Annotated in this window: 15 protein-coding genes; 7 read left to right on the forward strand and 8 right to left on the reverse strand. The window is 38.4% G+C overall.

The features are described from left to right. Positions 1 to 157 precede the first annotated feature (157 nt). Together LMF89_RS08085 and dapB are read left to right on the forward strand one after the other, a co-directional pair. The gene (locus tag LMF89_RS08085) at positions 158 to 1129 is read left to right on the forward strand and encodes an alpha/beta hydrolase (protein ID WP_229534591.1); all 972 of its coding nucleotides are present in this window, start codon (positions 158 to 160) and stop codon (positions 1127 to 1129) included. 312 nt (positions 1130 to 1441) lie between these two features. Next, positions 1442 to 2260 carry a 4-hydroxy-tetrahydrodipicolinate reductase gene (gene dapB, locus LMF89_RS08090; RefSeq protein WP_229534592.1) on the forward strand — a complete coding sequence of 273 codons (819 nt, stop codon included), beginning with the start codon at positions 1442 to 1444 and terminating at the stop codon, positions 2258 to 2260. Between the two features lie 400 nt (positions 2261 to 2660). Here the strand turns inward: dapB and LMF89_RS08095 are convergent, their stop codons facing one another. Then, positions 2661 to 3647: an aldo/keto reductase gene (locus tag LMF89_RS08095; protein ID WP_229534593.1), complete on the reverse strand. Its 987-nt coding sequence runs from the start codon at positions 3645 to 3647 to the stop codon at positions 2661 to 2663. A 249-nt stretch (positions 3648 to 3896) separates the two neighbouring features. On the opposite strand from LMF89_RS08095, the gene LMF89_RS08100 reads away from it, so the two are divergent. The 4 genes from LMF89_RS08100 (at position 3897) to LMF89_RS08115 (ending at position 8512) form a co-directional block, all read left to right on the forward strand. After that, positions 3897 to 4400, forward strand: a complete 504-nt coding sequence (locus tag LMF89_RS08100) for a MerR family transcriptional regulator (RefSeq protein ID WP_229534594.1) — start codon at positions 3897 to 3899, stop codon at positions 4398 to 4400. An 89-nt stretch (positions 4401 to 4489) separates the two neighbouring features. Beyond that, complete coding sequence (locus tag LMF89_RS08105) at positions 4490 to 6613, forward strand: AMP-binding protein (RefSeq protein WP_229534595.1); 2124 nt, start codon at positions 4490 to 4492, stop codon at positions 6611 to 6613. Further along, on the forward strand, positions 6603 to 7778 hold the full coding sequence (lplT, locus tag LMF89_RS08110) for a lysophospholipid transporter LplT (RefSeq protein WP_229534596.1): 1176 nt from the start codon (positions 6603 to 6605) through the stop codon (positions 7776 to 7778). Before LMF89_RS08105 ends, lplT begins: the two co-directional genes overlap by 11 nt. 161 nt (positions 7779 to 7939) lie before the next feature. Then, positions 7940 to 8512, forward strand: a complete 573-nt coding sequence (locus tag LMF89_RS08115; protein WP_229534597.1) for a DUF2238 domain-containing protein — start codon at positions 7940 to 7942, stop codon at positions 8510 to 8512. Positions 8513 to 8540: 28 nt separating this feature from the next. Here the strand turns inward: LMF89_RS08115 and LMF89_RS08120 are convergent, their stop codons facing one another. Continuing rightward, entirely contained in the window at positions 8541 to 9686 is a 1146-nt protein-coding gene (locus LMF89_RS08120) for a DUF362 domain-containing protein (protein WP_229534598.1), read from the reverse strand. 343 nt (positions 9687 to 10029) lie between these two features. On the opposite strand from LMF89_RS08120, the gene LMF89_RS08125 reads away from it, so the two are divergent. After that, positions 10030 to 10227 carry a hypothetical protein gene (locus tag LMF89_RS08125; RefSeq protein WP_007954875.1) on the forward strand — a complete coding sequence of 66 codons (198 nt, stop codon included), beginning with the start codon at positions 10030 to 10032 and terminating at the stop codon, positions 10225 to 10227. A gap of 56 nt (positions 10228 to 10283) precedes the next feature. On the opposite strand, the gene LMF89_RS08130 is transcribed toward LMF89_RS08125, so the two are convergent. From LMF89_RS08130 to LMF89_RS08155, 6 genes are all read right to left on the reverse strand, one after another. After that, complete coding sequence (locus LMF89_RS08130; RefSeq protein WP_229534599.1) at positions 10284 to 10859, reverse strand: GDSL-type esterase/lipase family protein; 576 nt, start codon at positions 10857 to 10859, stop codon at positions 10284 to 10286. Between the two features lie 127 nt (positions 10860 to 10986). Continuing rightward, positions 10987 to 11805 carry a Cof-type HAD-IIB family hydrolase gene (locus LMF89_RS08135; RefSeq protein ID WP_229534600.1) on the reverse strand — a complete coding sequence of 273 codons (819 nt, stop codon included), beginning with the start codon at positions 11803 to 11805 and terminating at the stop codon, positions 10987 to 10989. 17 nt (positions 11806 to 11822) lie between these two features. Further along, positions 11823 to 12629, reverse strand: coding sequence for a response regulator transcription factor (locus LMF89_RS08140; RefSeq protein ID WP_229534601.1), 807 nt, complete (start codon positions 12627 to 12629; stop codon positions 11823 to 11825). A gap of 47 nt (positions 12630 to 12676) precedes the next feature. Beyond that, positions 12677 to 14377 carry a sensor histidine kinase gene (locus tag LMF89_RS08145; protein ID WP_229534602.1) on the reverse strand — a complete coding sequence of 567 codons (1701 nt, stop codon included), beginning with the start codon at positions 14375 to 14377 and terminating at the stop codon, positions 12677 to 12679. 55 nt (positions 14378 to 14432) lie between these two features. Continuing rightward, positions 14433 to 16088, reverse strand: coding sequence for an ABC transporter permease (locus LMF89_RS08150; protein ID WP_229534603.1), 1656 nt, complete (start codon positions 16086 to 16088; stop codon positions 14433 to 14435). Continuing rightward, on the reverse strand, positions 16081 to 17196 hold the full coding sequence (locus LMF89_RS08155) for an ABC transporter ATP-binding protein (protein WP_229534604.1): 1116 nt from the start codon (positions 17194 to 17196) through the stop codon (positions 16081 to 16083). Before LMF89_RS08155 ends, LMF89_RS08150 begins: the two co-directional genes overlap by 8 nt.

Consider the following 17196-nt stretch of genomic DNA (forward strand, 5'->3'; position numbering starts at 1 on the left):
AATCTATAAGGTTACTTATTCTGTTTAAACCTAAAAAAACCTCCACAGCATCGGAGGTTTTATTCTTTGGAATTCTTCTTAACAAAAATATCACGTCTATTATCTTATCATCTTCTACAATTATAATAGATAGTATACATCACTGGAGGCTGGCGCCATGTATGAAGATACTGCATTAAAAGCATATAAACGCAAAATTCATTGGCAAGTGCTGTTAGTAATTATCATTGTTCTCATCTTTGTCATAAATGTAGCTGGTTTATTCGCTGGTGCGGTTTTTTATAAAGAATTCTGCGTATTAAATACTCGCACCAGCTTAGAGAGATTCAATCCACTCAAATCTCGCTTACAAAGAGGTCTGCAAACAAAAAATTGGCACTCTACCAATATCCAGTCACCTTTTGGCTATTACTTAAAAGGAACCTACTTACCTTATGCAGAGCCTTCTAATAAGACGGTCATTATCGTACACGGCATTGCTGCCAACCGCTTAATGAGCTTATGGTATGTGAATATCTACCTAGATCAGGGCTACAATGTTTTAATCTATGACTCAAGAGCCCATGGCGAAAGCGGCGGAACCTCCACAACATGGGGCTTCTATGAAAAATACGATCTTGAGGGATGGGTAAAATGGGTGGCCAGCGAGCATCCAAAGGGAGTCATTGGCGTACATGGAATCTCCATGGGAGCAGCGACAGCACTTATGCAAGCACAGCTCAATGAATCCTCTAAACAAGTAGATTTTTATATTATTGACAGCGCTTATAGCAACTTAGAAGACTTGCTAACCAAACAAATTGGTGCCGCCGTAAATTCTCATAATCCCCTATGGATCAAAACCTTATTAAAATATTCCAGCGCAGTGGCCTATATCCAAAATCGTTTTTTTTATGAAGATGTATCTCCTATCCACGCGGTTGAAACCGTCACTACACCCATCTTATATCTACATGGAGAGACAGATCCCCTTGTTCCTGTGAGTATGTCCCACCAATTATATGCCGCTACCAAAGGCTATCGCCAAATCCATACCTTCCCTGACACAGGACATGCCATGGCCATTTTCGACAGCCAAGCCGAATACCGAAATGTCATTACCCATTTTATTGAAACAACGACAAAATAACAAATATAAGAAACGTCCCGTGCGTCTTTTTAAAACATAGCCGTTTTGAAACACAAAGACACGAAGCCGCTTACGCGGACACAAAGGAACACAAAAGGGGACAGTAATCACTTCTCTGTGTTCTTTGTGAATCTCTGTGCCCTCTGCGTTTAACGTTCTCCTTAAAGATAATCTCTACTTTATACAAGTTTTTGAATCTCAATAACTATATCCATTTATTAACATTTATAGAATTTAAAGTATATTGTTTGACTAACTGACAACTTAATGCTATTATAGGATTGTTAGTATATTAAATGGGGGGCGAATAAGGTGAAAATCGCATTAGTAGGATTGGGTAGAACAGGGAAAGTTGTGGCAGAATATCTTCTTTCGCAGAATGTGCTTAGCATGGTATTGTGTAGACCGAATAGTACTAATGCTAATAAGGATCTTGGGGAGGTATTGGATCGTAACGATACAGGAATTATGATTGAAACCAGCGATCATTTAGAAAGAAAACTATTTCAATATAAGCCAGATATTCTTATTGATTTTTCACGCGCAAGCTTTTTAACTGATAACATTCACATCTTAGAAAAGTGCGGCGTAAGTGTAGTTACAGCAGTAACTGACTATGATTCTGCAGAATTGGAAAAAATAAAAAATGTAGCACAAAAAGGTAATATTGGAATTGTCCTGGCACCTAATATTACATATGGCGTTAATGTGTTAATGTTGATGACTGAAATAGCAGCGGAGTTAATGAACTCCTATGATTTTGAAATTTATGAAGAACACCATAAACAGAAAAAAGACAGTCCATCAGGAACTGCCAAGAAAATTGCTTTGAAAATACAGGAGGGTCTGGATCGTAATGATGAGATCCCCACTCATGCCGTTCGAGCAGGCGGTATTATTGGAAAGCATAAAGTTATCATCTGCGGCGAATATGATTCCATCGAAATCTCTCATCAATCCTACTCCAAAAAAGCCTTTGCCGAAGGCGCTTACAAAGTATCTCAATTTCTGATAGGAAAAACGGGTTTTTATGAAATGAGCGATGTTTTTGAACAAGAAAGAGAACAGAGAAGACAAATCATAGCTGTACGCAAAATGATGGAAGATATGAATATTTTGAATTTAGCATAGAAAATCTGCTATAATGTCGTAGTAGATCGATTCTATGGAGGTGATTGTATGGGAAAAGTATCCCCTAAAAGCAGTTATAAGAACATTAAAACGGCAGAGAAAAGTACAAAGTTCTTCATTGACAAACAGGCACCTAAAAAGCCAGTAAAAAAATAATAAGATCGTAGAACCTACCTTTTTAGGCCAGGTATTGCTTAAAAAGCTCCTGTAAAAATTCGTGTACGAATTTTTACAGGAGCTTTTTGCAATCTTGGTGGTATGTAGTTGATTCTGATTTTGCTTCAGAGAAGCTGGATTCAAAACTAATATCTCCTTATCCTTGATATAATTGACTACTTCTATATTATATATTGTAGAATTTCACATATCTTAAATAATGAGGTTGTTTATTGCTGTCGCTCTATTCTTCTACTCCTATCATGCCTGCTGGAGTATAACGTTCCCCCACAATTGTATACTGAGCGATGATAGATTCAATATGATTTAGATCTTCCCTGCTTAATTCTACTTTTGTTGCTTTTATATTCTCCAGCAAATATTTCAGCCTCTTCGTACCAGGAATGGGAATCACATCCTCGCCTTTAGCGAGAACCCAAGCCAACGACAATTGAGCTCCAGTAATTCCTTTGTCTTGTGCAATGTTTCCAATCGCCTCTGCGAATTTCTGATTACTGCACAATGCCTCCCCCTGTAAGCGTGGTAAACTCTTACGAAAATCCCCCTCTTGACTTAGAACCTCCGAACTGAGTTGACCACTCAACAGTCCACGGCTTAAGGGACTATAGGCAACAAGCCCAATGCCTAACTCTCGCAAAGTTGGCAACACACTTGTTTCCACATTCCGTGTCAAAAGAGAAAACTCGGATTGAACAGCGGATAAGGGATGTACCCGATGAGCTCGGCGAATCGTATCAGATGAAGCTTCTGAAATTCCAATATAGCGAACTTTCCCTTCCTTGATCAGATCTGCCATAGCTCCGATGGTGTCCTCAATGGGAGTATTGTGGTCCACCCGATGTATATAATATAAATCAATGACTTCACGATTTAATCTTCGCAAACTGGCCTCAGCAGCCTGCTTAACATATTGGGGACTGCCATCAATTCTTCGTTCATAGGCTCCCGGCTCCCTTACAATGCCAAATTTAGTAGCGACAAATGCCTCACCGCGCCACCTCTTTAGTACTGATCCTATAAGCTCTTCATTATGACCATGCCCATACGTATCAGCAGTATCTAAAAAGGTTATTCCCGACTCAAGGGCTGCTTGAATCGTATTTTGCGATTCTTGATAATCTGCCTTGCCATAAAACTCACTCATACCCATACAACCCAATCCAATGGCTGATATTTCGGGTCCGTTTTTTCCTAGTAGTCTTTTTTTCATTCTTTCTAACTCCCCTCTGCTCATTCATTTTTCTTACTCATTGGTGTTGTATCACTCGGTAGTATTGTAATGTTTTTTTACATCTTTGTCAATATATCTTACATCATTGTTACTATTACCTATAAAGTATATAATAAGACATAAAAGAAATGTCCTATCAGGACGCAGCGTTTTAAAATCCTGTTTTATAAGGAATACAAAGAACAGTCTCATCATAGGACAAAATTTACCTAAAGGAGGATGAAAACAATGCCAAAACACAATTTATCCGTATCTACCATACTCGATATCCCTCTCCTGTCGCGAATTATTGTAGGAATTGGCGAAGTGTCAAACATCACAGGTGTTTCAGCCAGACAGCTTCGTTATTGGGAATCCAAAGGAATCATCAGCTCTATAGGAGACAATGCTGGCACCAATCGAAAATATGACTATACCAATATTGAAAAAATCATTTTAATTAAAGACTTTCTAGATCAAGGCTTTACCCTGGAAGCATCCGCCAAACGACTGGAAGAACGTATCCTGCGCCTTAATGAAGCAATTGTTCAATTAGCCAATCAGCATAACAACCCCATTCAAGAATCGATCGAGGATACGAATGAGCCCTATCATCTCCTTGATGGTGAACCATATCGTCTTTTGGGATATGCTACCCACAGTGTAACAAAAGAAAAGTTAGAAATTTACTTACCATCTGATAAAAATCAAGAGAAACTACTGGCAAAGCCTCTAGAGGAAGAACATCATTGAAGTCTTATGTAAATACGTTTCACTCGATACTTAGAAAAATTCACTACTGATGTTAGATCGAATAAACAATAGGATGAGGGAGTAAAACAATGCTGAGATATTTGTTGAGAATTCTACTTCGCTTACTCTTTAAAGCAAAAGTAATCGGCTTTAAGGAGATGCGTTTTGACGGTCCTACAATTGTATTACCCAATCATGTATCCTTTTTAGATGCAGTATTCTTATATGCCTATTTGCCCAGTACTATTTGCTATGTAATTAATACAGATATTGCGGAAAAACTGCGCTATTATCTTCAATTTATTAATCATATTAAAATTGATCCTTTAAACCCTTACTCATTAAAGAAAATCCTGGCCGTATTAAAAGCAGGAAAGCCCTTAGTCATCTTCCCTGAAGGACGTATTACCCGTACGGGAAGTTTAATGAAGATCTATAGCGGCATCGGATTTATCGCCTTTCGGACCAATGCAGCAATTTATCCAGTGATCTTTTCAGGGTTAGAGTATTCCAAATTCTCGCGAATTCAAGATAAAGTACGCTCAATATGGTTCCCAGAAGTAATGATGTATGCTGACAAAGTTATTCATCTGGAATCCGGCGGGAGTAAAAGCATCAGACTGCAGAAACGAGAAATTGGCGACAAAATTCGTACGATTTTGGAAAATACCATGTTCAAAGCTAAAGAATATACGCAGATTGAAATCAATTTATTTAATGAATTATTGCTGGCAGGCAAGACTCACGGCATGAGTAAGATGATGGCAGAGGATAGCAGCGGAAAGATTACCTATCGTAAAACGATTATTAGCAGCTATGTCTTGGCCAGTGCATTTCGTACAGTTCTTGCATCCGATGAAAAGGTTGGAGTCTTATTACCCAATTCGATCGGTCATGTCGTTACGCTGTTTGCCTTATGTTACGTAAATAAAACGCCTGCGATTCTAAATTTTAGCGCAGGTATACAAAACAATTTAGACTGTGGAGAAACAGCGGGAATCAAAACCATACTTACCTCTCGTACCTTTGTGGAAAAAGCTAATTTTCAATCCTATATCAGCCAATTGGCTGCTAAATTTACCATCCTTTATCTCGAGGATTTGAAAAGTACCCTATCGGGTACTGATAAACTATCAGGCTTGTTCAGCTACTTTGTAAGAAAAAAAGCATCTCCCATTGGCAATAGAGAGATCATACTCTTTACCAGCGGCAGTGAAAGCAAACCCAAAGGGGTTGTATTGGCCCATTCCAGTATCCGGGCTAACATTCATCAGATTTCTTGCGTAATCGATTATACCCACCGAGATAAAATGCTAAATGCTCTGCCTATGTTTCACTCTTTTGGTCTGACGGCAGGAACGCTGCTGCCCATTATGGAAGGAATGGGAGTATTCTTGTACCCCAGTCCCCTGCACTATAAAATTATTCCCGAAATTGCCTATGATCGAAATGTTACTATCTTGTTAGGAACGCCAACCTTTCTGATGGGATATGGGAGATATGCTCATAACTATGACTTTTATAATGTACGATTTGTTTTGGCCGGCGGCGAAAAATTAAAAGATGATGTACGCAATCTTTGGAATGAGAAGTTTGGTATACGTCTTTTTGAAGGCTACGGAACCACAGAAATGTCCCCGGTACTCAGTTTCAACACGCCTATGTTTAATCGCCGCGGAACTGTCGGTAAATTTCTTCCAGGCATTGAATGGCGATTGGAAACCGTAGAAGGTATCGAAGAAGGTGGAAACCTCTTTGTAAAAGGGCCAAATGCCATGAAAGGCTACCTATTGCATGGCAAAGGCTTTGTACCTTCAGAAGAATGGTATAATTGCGGCGATGTCGTTGCCATTGATAAGGAAGGTTTTATTACCATAAAATCACGTTTAAAACGCTTCGCGAAAATTTCCGGTGAGATGATTAGCTTGGATGCTGTTGAAAAAGTTGCCGAAAGCTGCTTTGCTACTGATAAAAATGCAGCAATCAATATTTCAGATACAAGAAAAGGTGAAAAGATCATTTTGTATACACTCCATAAAGATGCGACTAAACAGCTGCTGCGAGAATACATCAGCCAGAGCGGACAAAGCATGCTCGTTATGCCAACCGCATTACGAGTTGTCGATACCTTACCCTTACTAGGAAGCGGCAAGATTGACTATGTAACCTTAAAAGAAATGGCCGCAAAGGAGCTGGAAAACGGTGCGTCTTAAGCCTTCGCCCCTCAACGCCTTATTCTTAGCTCAATTTATATCTGCCTTTGTTGATAACATGATCTTATTCATTGCCTTGGGGATTATCCATAGAGACGGCTATCCTGGCTATTATCTGCCTCTTGTACAAAGCACTTTTTTATTATCTTTTATTGTTTTATCTCCCTGGGTTGGCAGGTTTGCCGATAAGAAAGCAAAATCTCAAGTACTAATGGCGGGCAACGTCATAAAGACATTGGGAATACTCCTTCTTCTTGCAAAATGCGACCCCGCATTGAGCTACGGCGTGGTAGGTATCGGTGCTGTCATTTATAGTCCCGCGAAGTATGGTATCCTACCCTTTCTGGCAAGAGGAGAAGATGCCCTCCTGCGGGCAAACTCCAGCTTAGAAAGCTACACCATAGTAGCCATTCTCACCGGTTCTGTTGCAGGCGGTTATTTATCCGATATATCCATTGTGCTGTCATTGATAGCCTGTATCGTGCTTTATGTCATATCCATTGGCGTGAATACTCTGATACCAAAAGATCCCGGCAATAGAGGCATTCAATATCGTAACGCGATTACAGAATTTGCTGGCGATGCAGCAACCCTGTTTCACAATAAACAAAGCCATTTTTCCCTGATCGGTACCGGCTCATTTTGGATGGCATCTGCTGTCCTTAGGATGATTATTTTTGCATGGGTGCCCCTAACTCTTGGCATTCGCAGCGGGATAGATATTAGCATGATTATTGCCGTTACCGGCATTGGCATAGCCATAGGGGCAGTCATTACTCCCTATCTCATTACCGTGAGAGATTATCAGCGCACTGCATGGTATGGTTTGGGTATGGGAATTTGCATCCTAGCATTCTTATGGGTTACGACCTTACCCATCGCCATTATCTTTTTACTCTTAATCGGCTGTATGGGAGGTATCTTTATCGTTCCCATGAATGCGTGTCTGCAACATGTCGGTCATCAAACCATAGGAGCAGGCAAGACCATTGCCATCCAAAATTTTGTGGAAAATAGTTTTATGTTTCTCGGGGTAGGGGCCTATACTCTTGCTTTTAAATTAGGCATATCTATTTATACCTCACTGGCTGCTGCTGGCATAGTCTTACTAGCCTTTGTTGCCTACTTGCTTGTGCTAACCTATAAAAAAGCTGATGATAACTAAAAATACCCCCTCCGCATACTATTGATACGGAGGGGGATTTTTAATATTACAGAGAAAAAACGACTATCACGCAATTAAAGAATTATTCTTGGGCATACTAACATGTGCCAGCAGTTAAAAGCCCCCTCTATTTCATCTAATTCGAAAAGCAGGAGATCTCTATGATAAAAGATAAGTCAACCTTACTGAAAGTAAGCGTACTGTTCCTAGCAATTCAACTCGTACTCATTTTTCAATTGAACAATCTAGGCCAATCCAGCTATGCGCGAAGCGTTACGACAACCACATCTTTTTGGATGTTGTATACCTTTCTAGAGGCTAGATACGGGTTTTATATGAATACCTATGTGAGAGGTATCGTCATTCTCTCCCTACTGTTTGATAGTTTCTTCGGCTGTTATTTAGATTTTTATCAAACATCCTTCACGTTCGATAAACTACTGCATACATTTGGCTCCTATTCCATCTCTCTATTTGCCTATATCTTAGCGGTTCAATTACTTCGCCATCCCCTAAGCCGCCCATTTAAATTCATCTTTATTCTATCCCTGGGACTTAGTATTGGAGCTTTCTATGAAATTCTAGAATTTGTTACCGATACCATTTCACATCCAACTCCCATTAGCCAACCAAGTCTGCTGGACACGGATCTGGATTTGATCAGTGATCTAATCGGAGCAATGATCGCTGCTATCCATGGGACTTATCGGACCTTTATGAATCATAACTTTTAAAAGATTCATTCCAATGACTCTTTTAAAATCATCTAAATAATAGTCTATTTAACCAATGTTTTTTTATAGAAACGGCTTTCTTGGGGCATAACTCGTGGCAACAAAAACAACTTATACATTTATTGAGTTCCGGTATAGGCTTCCCAGAACTCATATCAATGATCTTGGCAGGACATCCCCTAGCACACTCACCACAGGAAATGCAACTATTATAGTTAAATACGGGTTGTGCCCGCAAGGCATCTATTAAGAACTCTTCAACAAATTTAGGAACCTTTCCACTTACCAAGCTTTTACCTAAAGAGCCTGGCAATTTAAAAGGAGGTATGTGTATATCTTCTAACTGCAACCCCCTAATTAACAGATCTTTAAGCTCTCCGCTGAAAAGCCCTCTTTCCTTTGCAACTTTTACAGTCGGGACGTGCAGTGGCTGCATTCCCATAATATGAGCTCCTACTGTATCCAATGCATAAGGATTCTCAGACGCCAGAAGCAATCCAACCTGTCTTTTTTCCCCTGCAGAAGGTCCATCTCCTTCCATGCCTTCTATTGCGTCAATGATTGTAAAAACAGGTTTAATATACTCACATATATCAACTAGATGATGAGCAAAATTTTCCGCATTATTCATTTTAAAATGATATTCAGCTTTTGTAAGCCCGGGGATAACGCCAAATAAATTTTTTACCCCTCCAGTGTAAAGCATCATTCCATGTGTCTTAAATTTAGCTGCCGATACAATGAAATCAACCTCTTCTGCAATTTTTATGATTTGCATTTGCTTCAATTTCTGTGCCTTTTCATTCGTAATATCAACAGCTGACGTATCATAGTTTAATTCACAGCCTGTATTTTCTGAGACTTGTGTCATCCCAGAAGCTTTATAAATGCTGATCAATCGTTTTACATTATAGGGGCCGCCCGGACTATCCCCTATAATGACTCTGCACCCTAATCCTTGAAGATACCTGACGATCGCCTCGACGACTGCCGGATGAGTCGTCACCGCATCTTCTGGAGCATTTTTCTTTAATAAGTTGACTTTAACCAAAACCTTGGTTCCGTTTTTTATCCTGCTTTTGATTCCGGGAATTGCATCCAGGCAATCATAAACCGCCTTTTCTACTTCTTCCTGCTTGTAGCTTTTAGATTGGGCAATACTAACTATTTCCATTTTCCTCTCCAATCATAACGTATAACATTTTTCACTAAATAAATCCAACTTCCTCGCAGTACTCTATCATCAATCCAACCCTTAAATAATTTAGTTCAGCCATTTAAAATTTAACTAGATTATACATTTTTTAACAAATTAGATCAATATTTATTCATGAGTTATGTCCTCTACATCCACAAATGAAAAATACTTACATCCGGTGTGGTCTATTTTGGTAAGAAAATTACCACTTATTAATATTTCCATATCATACCATCTATTATATAGTGACGACAATTCGTTTATATGATAAAATATTTATTATGTAAACTAGATGATACGATAGAAAGGATTTGGGATTATGCGTCCATTATGCAAAATTCTGATGCTCCTGGCGGTTCCTGCAAGGTTAATGAAATCTCTCTATTCCAGGGATATTAGTGTTCGTCACAGCATTGAGGTTAAATCTGATGAAGCCGTGAATACATTTCAAGTATCACAGGTTTATAATGATGCTATCGAAGATATGAGAATTGAAACGACTATATTGGACTCATAATAAAAGACAAGGAGTACCATCATCAGTACTCCTTGTCCTTTTCATTCCTTCAAAATCTATCTGCCAATCAGAATCATTTTCATTTCCGTAAAAAATTCAACAGCCACACCAGCCATCACCTTGTATCCAGCTTCATTTGGATGTATACCATCCGAATGTAACCCTTCTTTTATCTTGCCGCTGCTCTCATCTACCATTGCCCCATAAAAATCAATGATCGCAATATCATTCTCAGCAGCATATTGGCATATTCGCTCTCGATACTGCCCAATCAGGCTTTCTGCATCCACATCATTACAAGGAATGGGCAGACCAAAGATTGGAGTTATTGTATTATCTACCGCCAGTTCTGCCATGGTTTGAAGATTATTTATCACTTCATCAACAGCTATCCCAGCATAAGCATCGTTAGTACCGCCCATAATGATAACATGGGACAGCTTTTGACGTAATACATCCTTATAAAAGCGCTCCAGCATGCCATCGGTAGTATCACCATTGATTCCTTTATTCATATGCTCTATGTTTAACTGCTTTGATGCCAGGTTAAACCAGGAACCTTCCGATGTGTAGGGAAAACCATAGGTTATGGAGTCACCAATGGCAACTATTTTACTCTCTATATGTTCCATGTGATTTCATCCCATCCTATCTATGTTCGTTCATACTACTATATTTAACGAAACAAGATAATGTTCCTCTTTATCCGGCTAAGTAATTTACTATTTCTCATAACTCTGAATAGTCTCTTAAAGATCTTTACAACAGTGTTGGCACAATACGATAAATAATATCATGGATTACATCATCATCATTACTTACAGTAAGCCTATCTGCAATCTTTTTTACATCTTCTTGAGCGTTGGCGGGTGCAACTCCACAATCAGCAAGCTGCAGCATTTCAATATCATTTTCAAAATCACCCACAGCAATAACTTTTTTTAAGCGGTATGCTTCCATATTCAGCAATTCACCAAGCATATTTCCTTTCGAAACATGCTTACCGACAATCTCTAAATAAGTAACTGCAGAAAAAAACTGATTTGTTTTGTTTTCCAAATGAAATTCGGCTAATAAATTCCGACTAGCCAGTAAATGTTCATGGCTGTCACAAAGGATAATCTTAATCCATGATTCTTCCAAAATATCATCAATTTGGGCATAAACAAACTCCTGTTTCTCTCGTTTCATATGCTCATCAATATTGGCAGGATCAGTAACCACATAGAGTTGTTCTTCGGTAAAAACTTCAATGCACATTTGTGAAAATGATAGTATACAACATCTTAGGAAATCGCTTAAATGATTGCTTTTCATTTGCATTGTTTTTATAAAGCGCTGCTCTTGCCAGGAAAAAAGTGCCCCGCCATTATAAAGAATACAAGGTGCATTGATAATAAGATCTGTCATGTAAGGTACAACGTTTTTTTGCGTGCGTCCTGTTGCTATAGAAAAGTGTCCGCCTTGCTCTATAAAATAGGCAATGGCGTTCTTATTTTTTTCTGAAACCTTGTGTTCACTGTTGGCAAGAGTTCCATCCAAATCTGAAATAAGAATAAAATCCTGATATGATTTCAACTTTTTAGCTCCTTCCATTATTTGCGAATAATACAGCCACTATGTTTAACAAATTCTGTAGGAGAGGTTTTGGTATATTTCTTAAATACCGCACAAAAATGCTTATAATCACTAAAGCCTGTCAAATTAGAAACTTCATATACCCGATGAGTCCCTTTTTTTAATAGACCAATCGCCTTTTGAATACGATATCGTGTCAATAATTCTAAAAAAGTCTGTGATGTTGCTTCTTTAAACTTACGACTTAGATAACTGGCACTTACGTCTAATTCATCGGAAATCGAATCAATACTGATCTTCTCATGATAATGATCGCGAATTTTATAAAGCGCCTGTGCAACATAACTATTTTTTAGGGTATCCCCATTTAGATATACATCCCAATCTACAAGTTTACCAATATCTCGTTTTTTGGTAAGTGCAATAATATTAGAATAAACCTTGGCTTCTTCCATACTTTCCTTGATTCTCTTGATTGTATTTTTAAGTTCATCTTCATCTACAGGTTTAAGCAAATAATCTGATACCTGCAGATATACCGACTTTCGCGCATAATCAAAATTGGCATAGCTTGTCAAAATGATACTTTTAAATGGTTTAATCTCCATACTTTTGGCCTTTTCCAACATTTCAATGCCATTCATGTGGGGCATAATGATATCTGCAATAACCAGATCGATTTCATATTGCTCTAACATAGCAAGTCCTTCTTTACCATTCTCTGCTGCGCCCACCACCATACAATCCATGCTCAGCCAGTCAATTGTGTAAACAAGTCCTCTGCGTATAATTTCTTCATCCTCGACAATCAATATCTTGAGCATACGGATTTACCTCCTTTTATTTCAGCAAAAACAGCGGTGACCGTCATCTATTGTTTTTTATGAATGGGCAAAACAATTCTTACAATAGTTCCTTCACAATAACTGCTGACAATGTCCAATCCAAAAGAATCACCATACATCAACTCAATTCGCCGATTGACATTATAAAGTCCTGAATGCTGTGAAACATTCGCAGGTGATATAAGCATAGCTCGAATCTCACTAAGTGACTGTTCATCAATTGCAGTACCATTGTTAGTAATCGTAAGCGCAAGTGTATTCTCAATAATCTTTATATCAATTTCTACCAGCATATGCTGACAATCGTGAAAACCATATTTTATTGCATTTTCGATAATAGGTTGAATCAGCAATTTAGGAACACTGCAATGATTCAGTTCTTCTGGTATATGAAGAATATAATTCAGCCGATTACCAAATCGATATTTCTGAATATCGAGATAACTTTGGGTATATTCCATATCTTCCTGAATGGTTACCTCACTGCTGCTGGTACTAATGCTGTAGCGCAATATATTTGACAAGGCAATAATCATTTTACTGGCGGCAACAGGGTCTAATTTAATCATAAATTTGATATTTTCTAATGTATTAAATAAAAAATGAGGATTAAATTGTGACTCAAGCTGTTTAATTTCAGAAATAATCGTCGCTCGTGCCTTTTCATGGTTGGTTTGCATAAGCTCTTTGAGGCTGAAAAGCATTCGATTATAGGCTTCACCGATAATTTCAAATTCATTATTGGTATTGATATGAAGACGCATATCCAAATTCCCCTGTTTCACAGCCGAAAATGCTTCCACAAGCTGATCTATCATTTTTGTCTTTTCTTCCACTTGCTTTTTTACACTGATAACGATGGACACGGATAATATTATTAATACTCCAATGAGAATCATCACTGTGTTTACCAACTGACTGACGATACCACCGATAGAAGTAAACGCATACACCATTAATTCTCCGTCTAGGATTGCTTTTTTGCTGCTATAATACTTTGTATCTGCAAAAGAAAAATAATCATTCGCATTTTGAAATTCAGGTTTCATTTTGTTCATAGCAGCACCAAAGAATTCATTCGTACAAATTGGCATATAGTCATAACTATCCTTTACAACAATATGCACATCAGGATTAATCATCGCACTTAGAATTTGTGCGGCCGGCACAACAAAAAGAACATAGCCAGTGATCTGGCCCTCTTCCAGTATTGCTTTACCAATTATAAGATCCATCTGGGAGTCAAAGCGGTGAATTGAATTCGTAAAAGTAAAGATTGGTGCCATTGGTTCTCTCTTGATTTGCCCTATAATACCCCAGTCTGCAATCCTTGCCAACTCGGCGAATTCCGGATCTTCTATTTGATTTGAAATTAGCCGATTCATCTGAGCATCAAAAATATAAAAATCAGTGTGTACACCTATCATACTGGTATATTGATATAATTTTTCATACATTTTTGTCTTTGCAGTTTTGTTATCACGCAGCACGTTCATATCACAAAGACCAGCAATGTCATTGGCGTTATCTAAATAATTAGAAATCATTGTACTCATCATATCACAAATAGCATTCAATCGATTGTGATTGCGTTCCAGCACATTGGTATTCCAATACGCAAAAGCAAGTATAAATACGATAATTGAAATAATAAAAATCGGGATTAGTGCATAAATGGTAAAAGTTCGCCGTAATTCATCCTTCAAGTGGTTCACTTTTCTACTCATGTTTCACCTCGATTCTCTATATCAACTACGCTCATACAAGTGTTTACATTTTCTATTATAAACTAATATCTTTGCTGCCGGAAACTTTAAAGAATAGAAGCAGCCCAATGACTGTAGTCAGCGTTAGAATGGTAGACAGTGCTGCTGCCGTACCATAACTTGCACGAATCACTTCTGTATAAATAGCCACGGACATTGTCTTCGTTCCGCCGGTATACAAGATGACTGATGAACTTAATTCATTAATACAGGTAATCCAACTTAAAATCGCCCCGGATAACACCCCTGGTATCATCATCACCGCAGTAATTTTGAAGAAAGTCTTTAATGGTGATGCACCAAGACTAATGGATGCTTCCTCCACACTTGGACTGATTTGATACAAAATGGCTGAGCTTGAACGCAAGGTATAGGGCAGGCGCCTAATGACCAGAGAAACAATAATAATCGTTGCTGTTCCTGATAAGATGAGGGGATCCTCATTAAATGCCAAAAGCAAAGTGATACCCAGTACCGATCCAGGAATAATATAAGGAAACATGGTAAGAGTATCAATAATATCAGTAAGCCAGCTCTTTCGTCGTGTCGTAATGTAAGCAACAAGCATACCGAAGAAAACAATCAGCAAAATGGCAACAAAGGAATAAACATAGGTATTAGTAATTGCTAAAGCCAGATTGTCAAAAACGATACGATAACTATCCAGAGAAAATCCCGATACAAATATTTGACCCTTTGTTTTTAGAAAAGAAGTGTATATCACTGTAACTTGTGGGATGACGGATACCAATACCAGCCCATAAATAGCGATATGCATAACTGCATTCTTTAGTCCTGACAATCCTTTCGCCTGCATAGGCCTAAGGGAACTCATGGTAAAGGATTTCCTATTTACCACGTATTTTTGCAATAAGAAAATCGTTGTTGTAAGAATAACCATTAAGGTTGCCATGGCTGCGGCAAAATTGGCTTGCCCACCCACTTCATTAATAAACTCGGAATAAATCATAACTGGCATAACGTTAAAACCTTCCCCAATGAGCATGGGTGTGCCAAAATCAGCTAATGCATTCATAAAAACCATCAAAGCACCCGCAAGCAGTGTGGGCATCACCAACGGCATAATCACCGTTACTACCTTTTTTATGCCGCTGCAGCCGAGGCTTTCTGCCGCCTCAATGAGGGATGCATCAATCTTTTTCAGCGCCCCGGATACATACAAATAAATAAAGGGATACAGCTTTAACGTAAGTACTAAGAGTATGCCGCTAAAACCATAAATAGACGGCCATTCCATCTGGAATAAGTCAGAAAGAAACTGCGTTATTATACCGCTTCGTCCGCCTAACAATACCCAAGAGTAAGCGCCGATAAAGGGAGGTGATAACATGGAGATAATCACAAGTACCTCAACTGCCCCCTTGCCTTTCACCTTAAATGCCGTCATGAAATAGGCTAATGCCGTACCAATTATGATGGATAGAACGGTTACACAAGTAGTAACCCACATGCTATTGATCAACGATTGATAGTAGTATTTTCTACTGAAAAACTTACTGAAATTTTCCATTGTAAAAGCCCCTGTAGCCGGATCCAGGAAACTACTGATAAATAATGAAAATAAGGGATACATCAAAAACAGTCCAAATACAGCAACAGATGAGATGGTAACGAATGTCCAAAAATTCCAGGTAAACAGCTTCTTATTCATACTGCTTCACATCCCTAATTAAATTCATCCTTTGGTCCGCAGTAAAAATATTGATTTTTGCTTTGTTAGGCCGAAGAATAATTGTCTCACCAATTTCGAACACTTTTTCTGCATGGCCTAAGTCTTGTGAAAATTCAGTTGCAGATTGATTTTTCATCACCATACCAGAAGCAAAAGCAAGTGTATAATTTACATATTTACCAAGAAAAACTCGGTTATGAATTGTGCATTCTATACCATCTTCTTGTACTGAAAATTCTTCTGGTCTAACAGAAATAATAACCTCTTGCCCATCTGTTACTGCACCAAGATTATCCATTTCCAGCTGATAACCGTCCTGAAACAAAACAAAAGCCTTATGATCTTCGACTTTTATTTTGCCGACAAATAGATTAGAATGGCCGATGAAAGTAGAAACAAATACATTATAAGGCCTTGTATAAATGGACTGCGGTTTTCCAATCTGCTCAATTACGCCTGTTTGCATAATTGCAATTCTATCGGAAATAGCCAAAGCTTCCTCCTGGTCATGAGTTACATAAACAGTGGTAATTCCTACTTGATTTTGTACTTCACGAATGGCACTGCGCATTTCTACGCGAAGTTTTGCGTCTAAATTAGAAAGGGGTTCATCCATAAGGAGTACATTGGGATGGATCACAATGGCTCTTGCTAAAGCAACCCGCTGCTGCTGCCCCCCAGAAAGTCGTTCCGGTAAGCGATCTTGATATTCTTCAATTTTTACTGCTTTTAAAATAGCATCCACTTTGGTTTTAATCTCTGCCTTGTTGAATCGGCGCAGCTTTAGACCATATTCTATATTTTCCCGTACTGTTAAATGAGGAAATATGGCATAACTTTGAAATACCATACCAATATTACGTTTATGAGTCGGAATCTCATTGATCACCAAATCATCAAATTTGATTTCTCCCCCCTCAATACTATTGAATCCTGCAATCATTCTTAGTAAAGTTGTTTTACCACATCCTGAAGGTCCTAATAACGTAAAAAACTCACCATTTTTAATATGGGCTGATAAATTGGGGATAATCGTTACTTGATCGTATCTTTTGATTACATGGTCAATATGAATTGCAACACTCAT

The organism is Pelosinus baikalensis, from assembly GCF_020819555.1.
Taxonomy (GTDB): domain Bacteria; phylum Bacillota; class Negativicutes; order DSM-13327; family DSM-13327; genus Pelosinus; species Pelosinus baikalensis.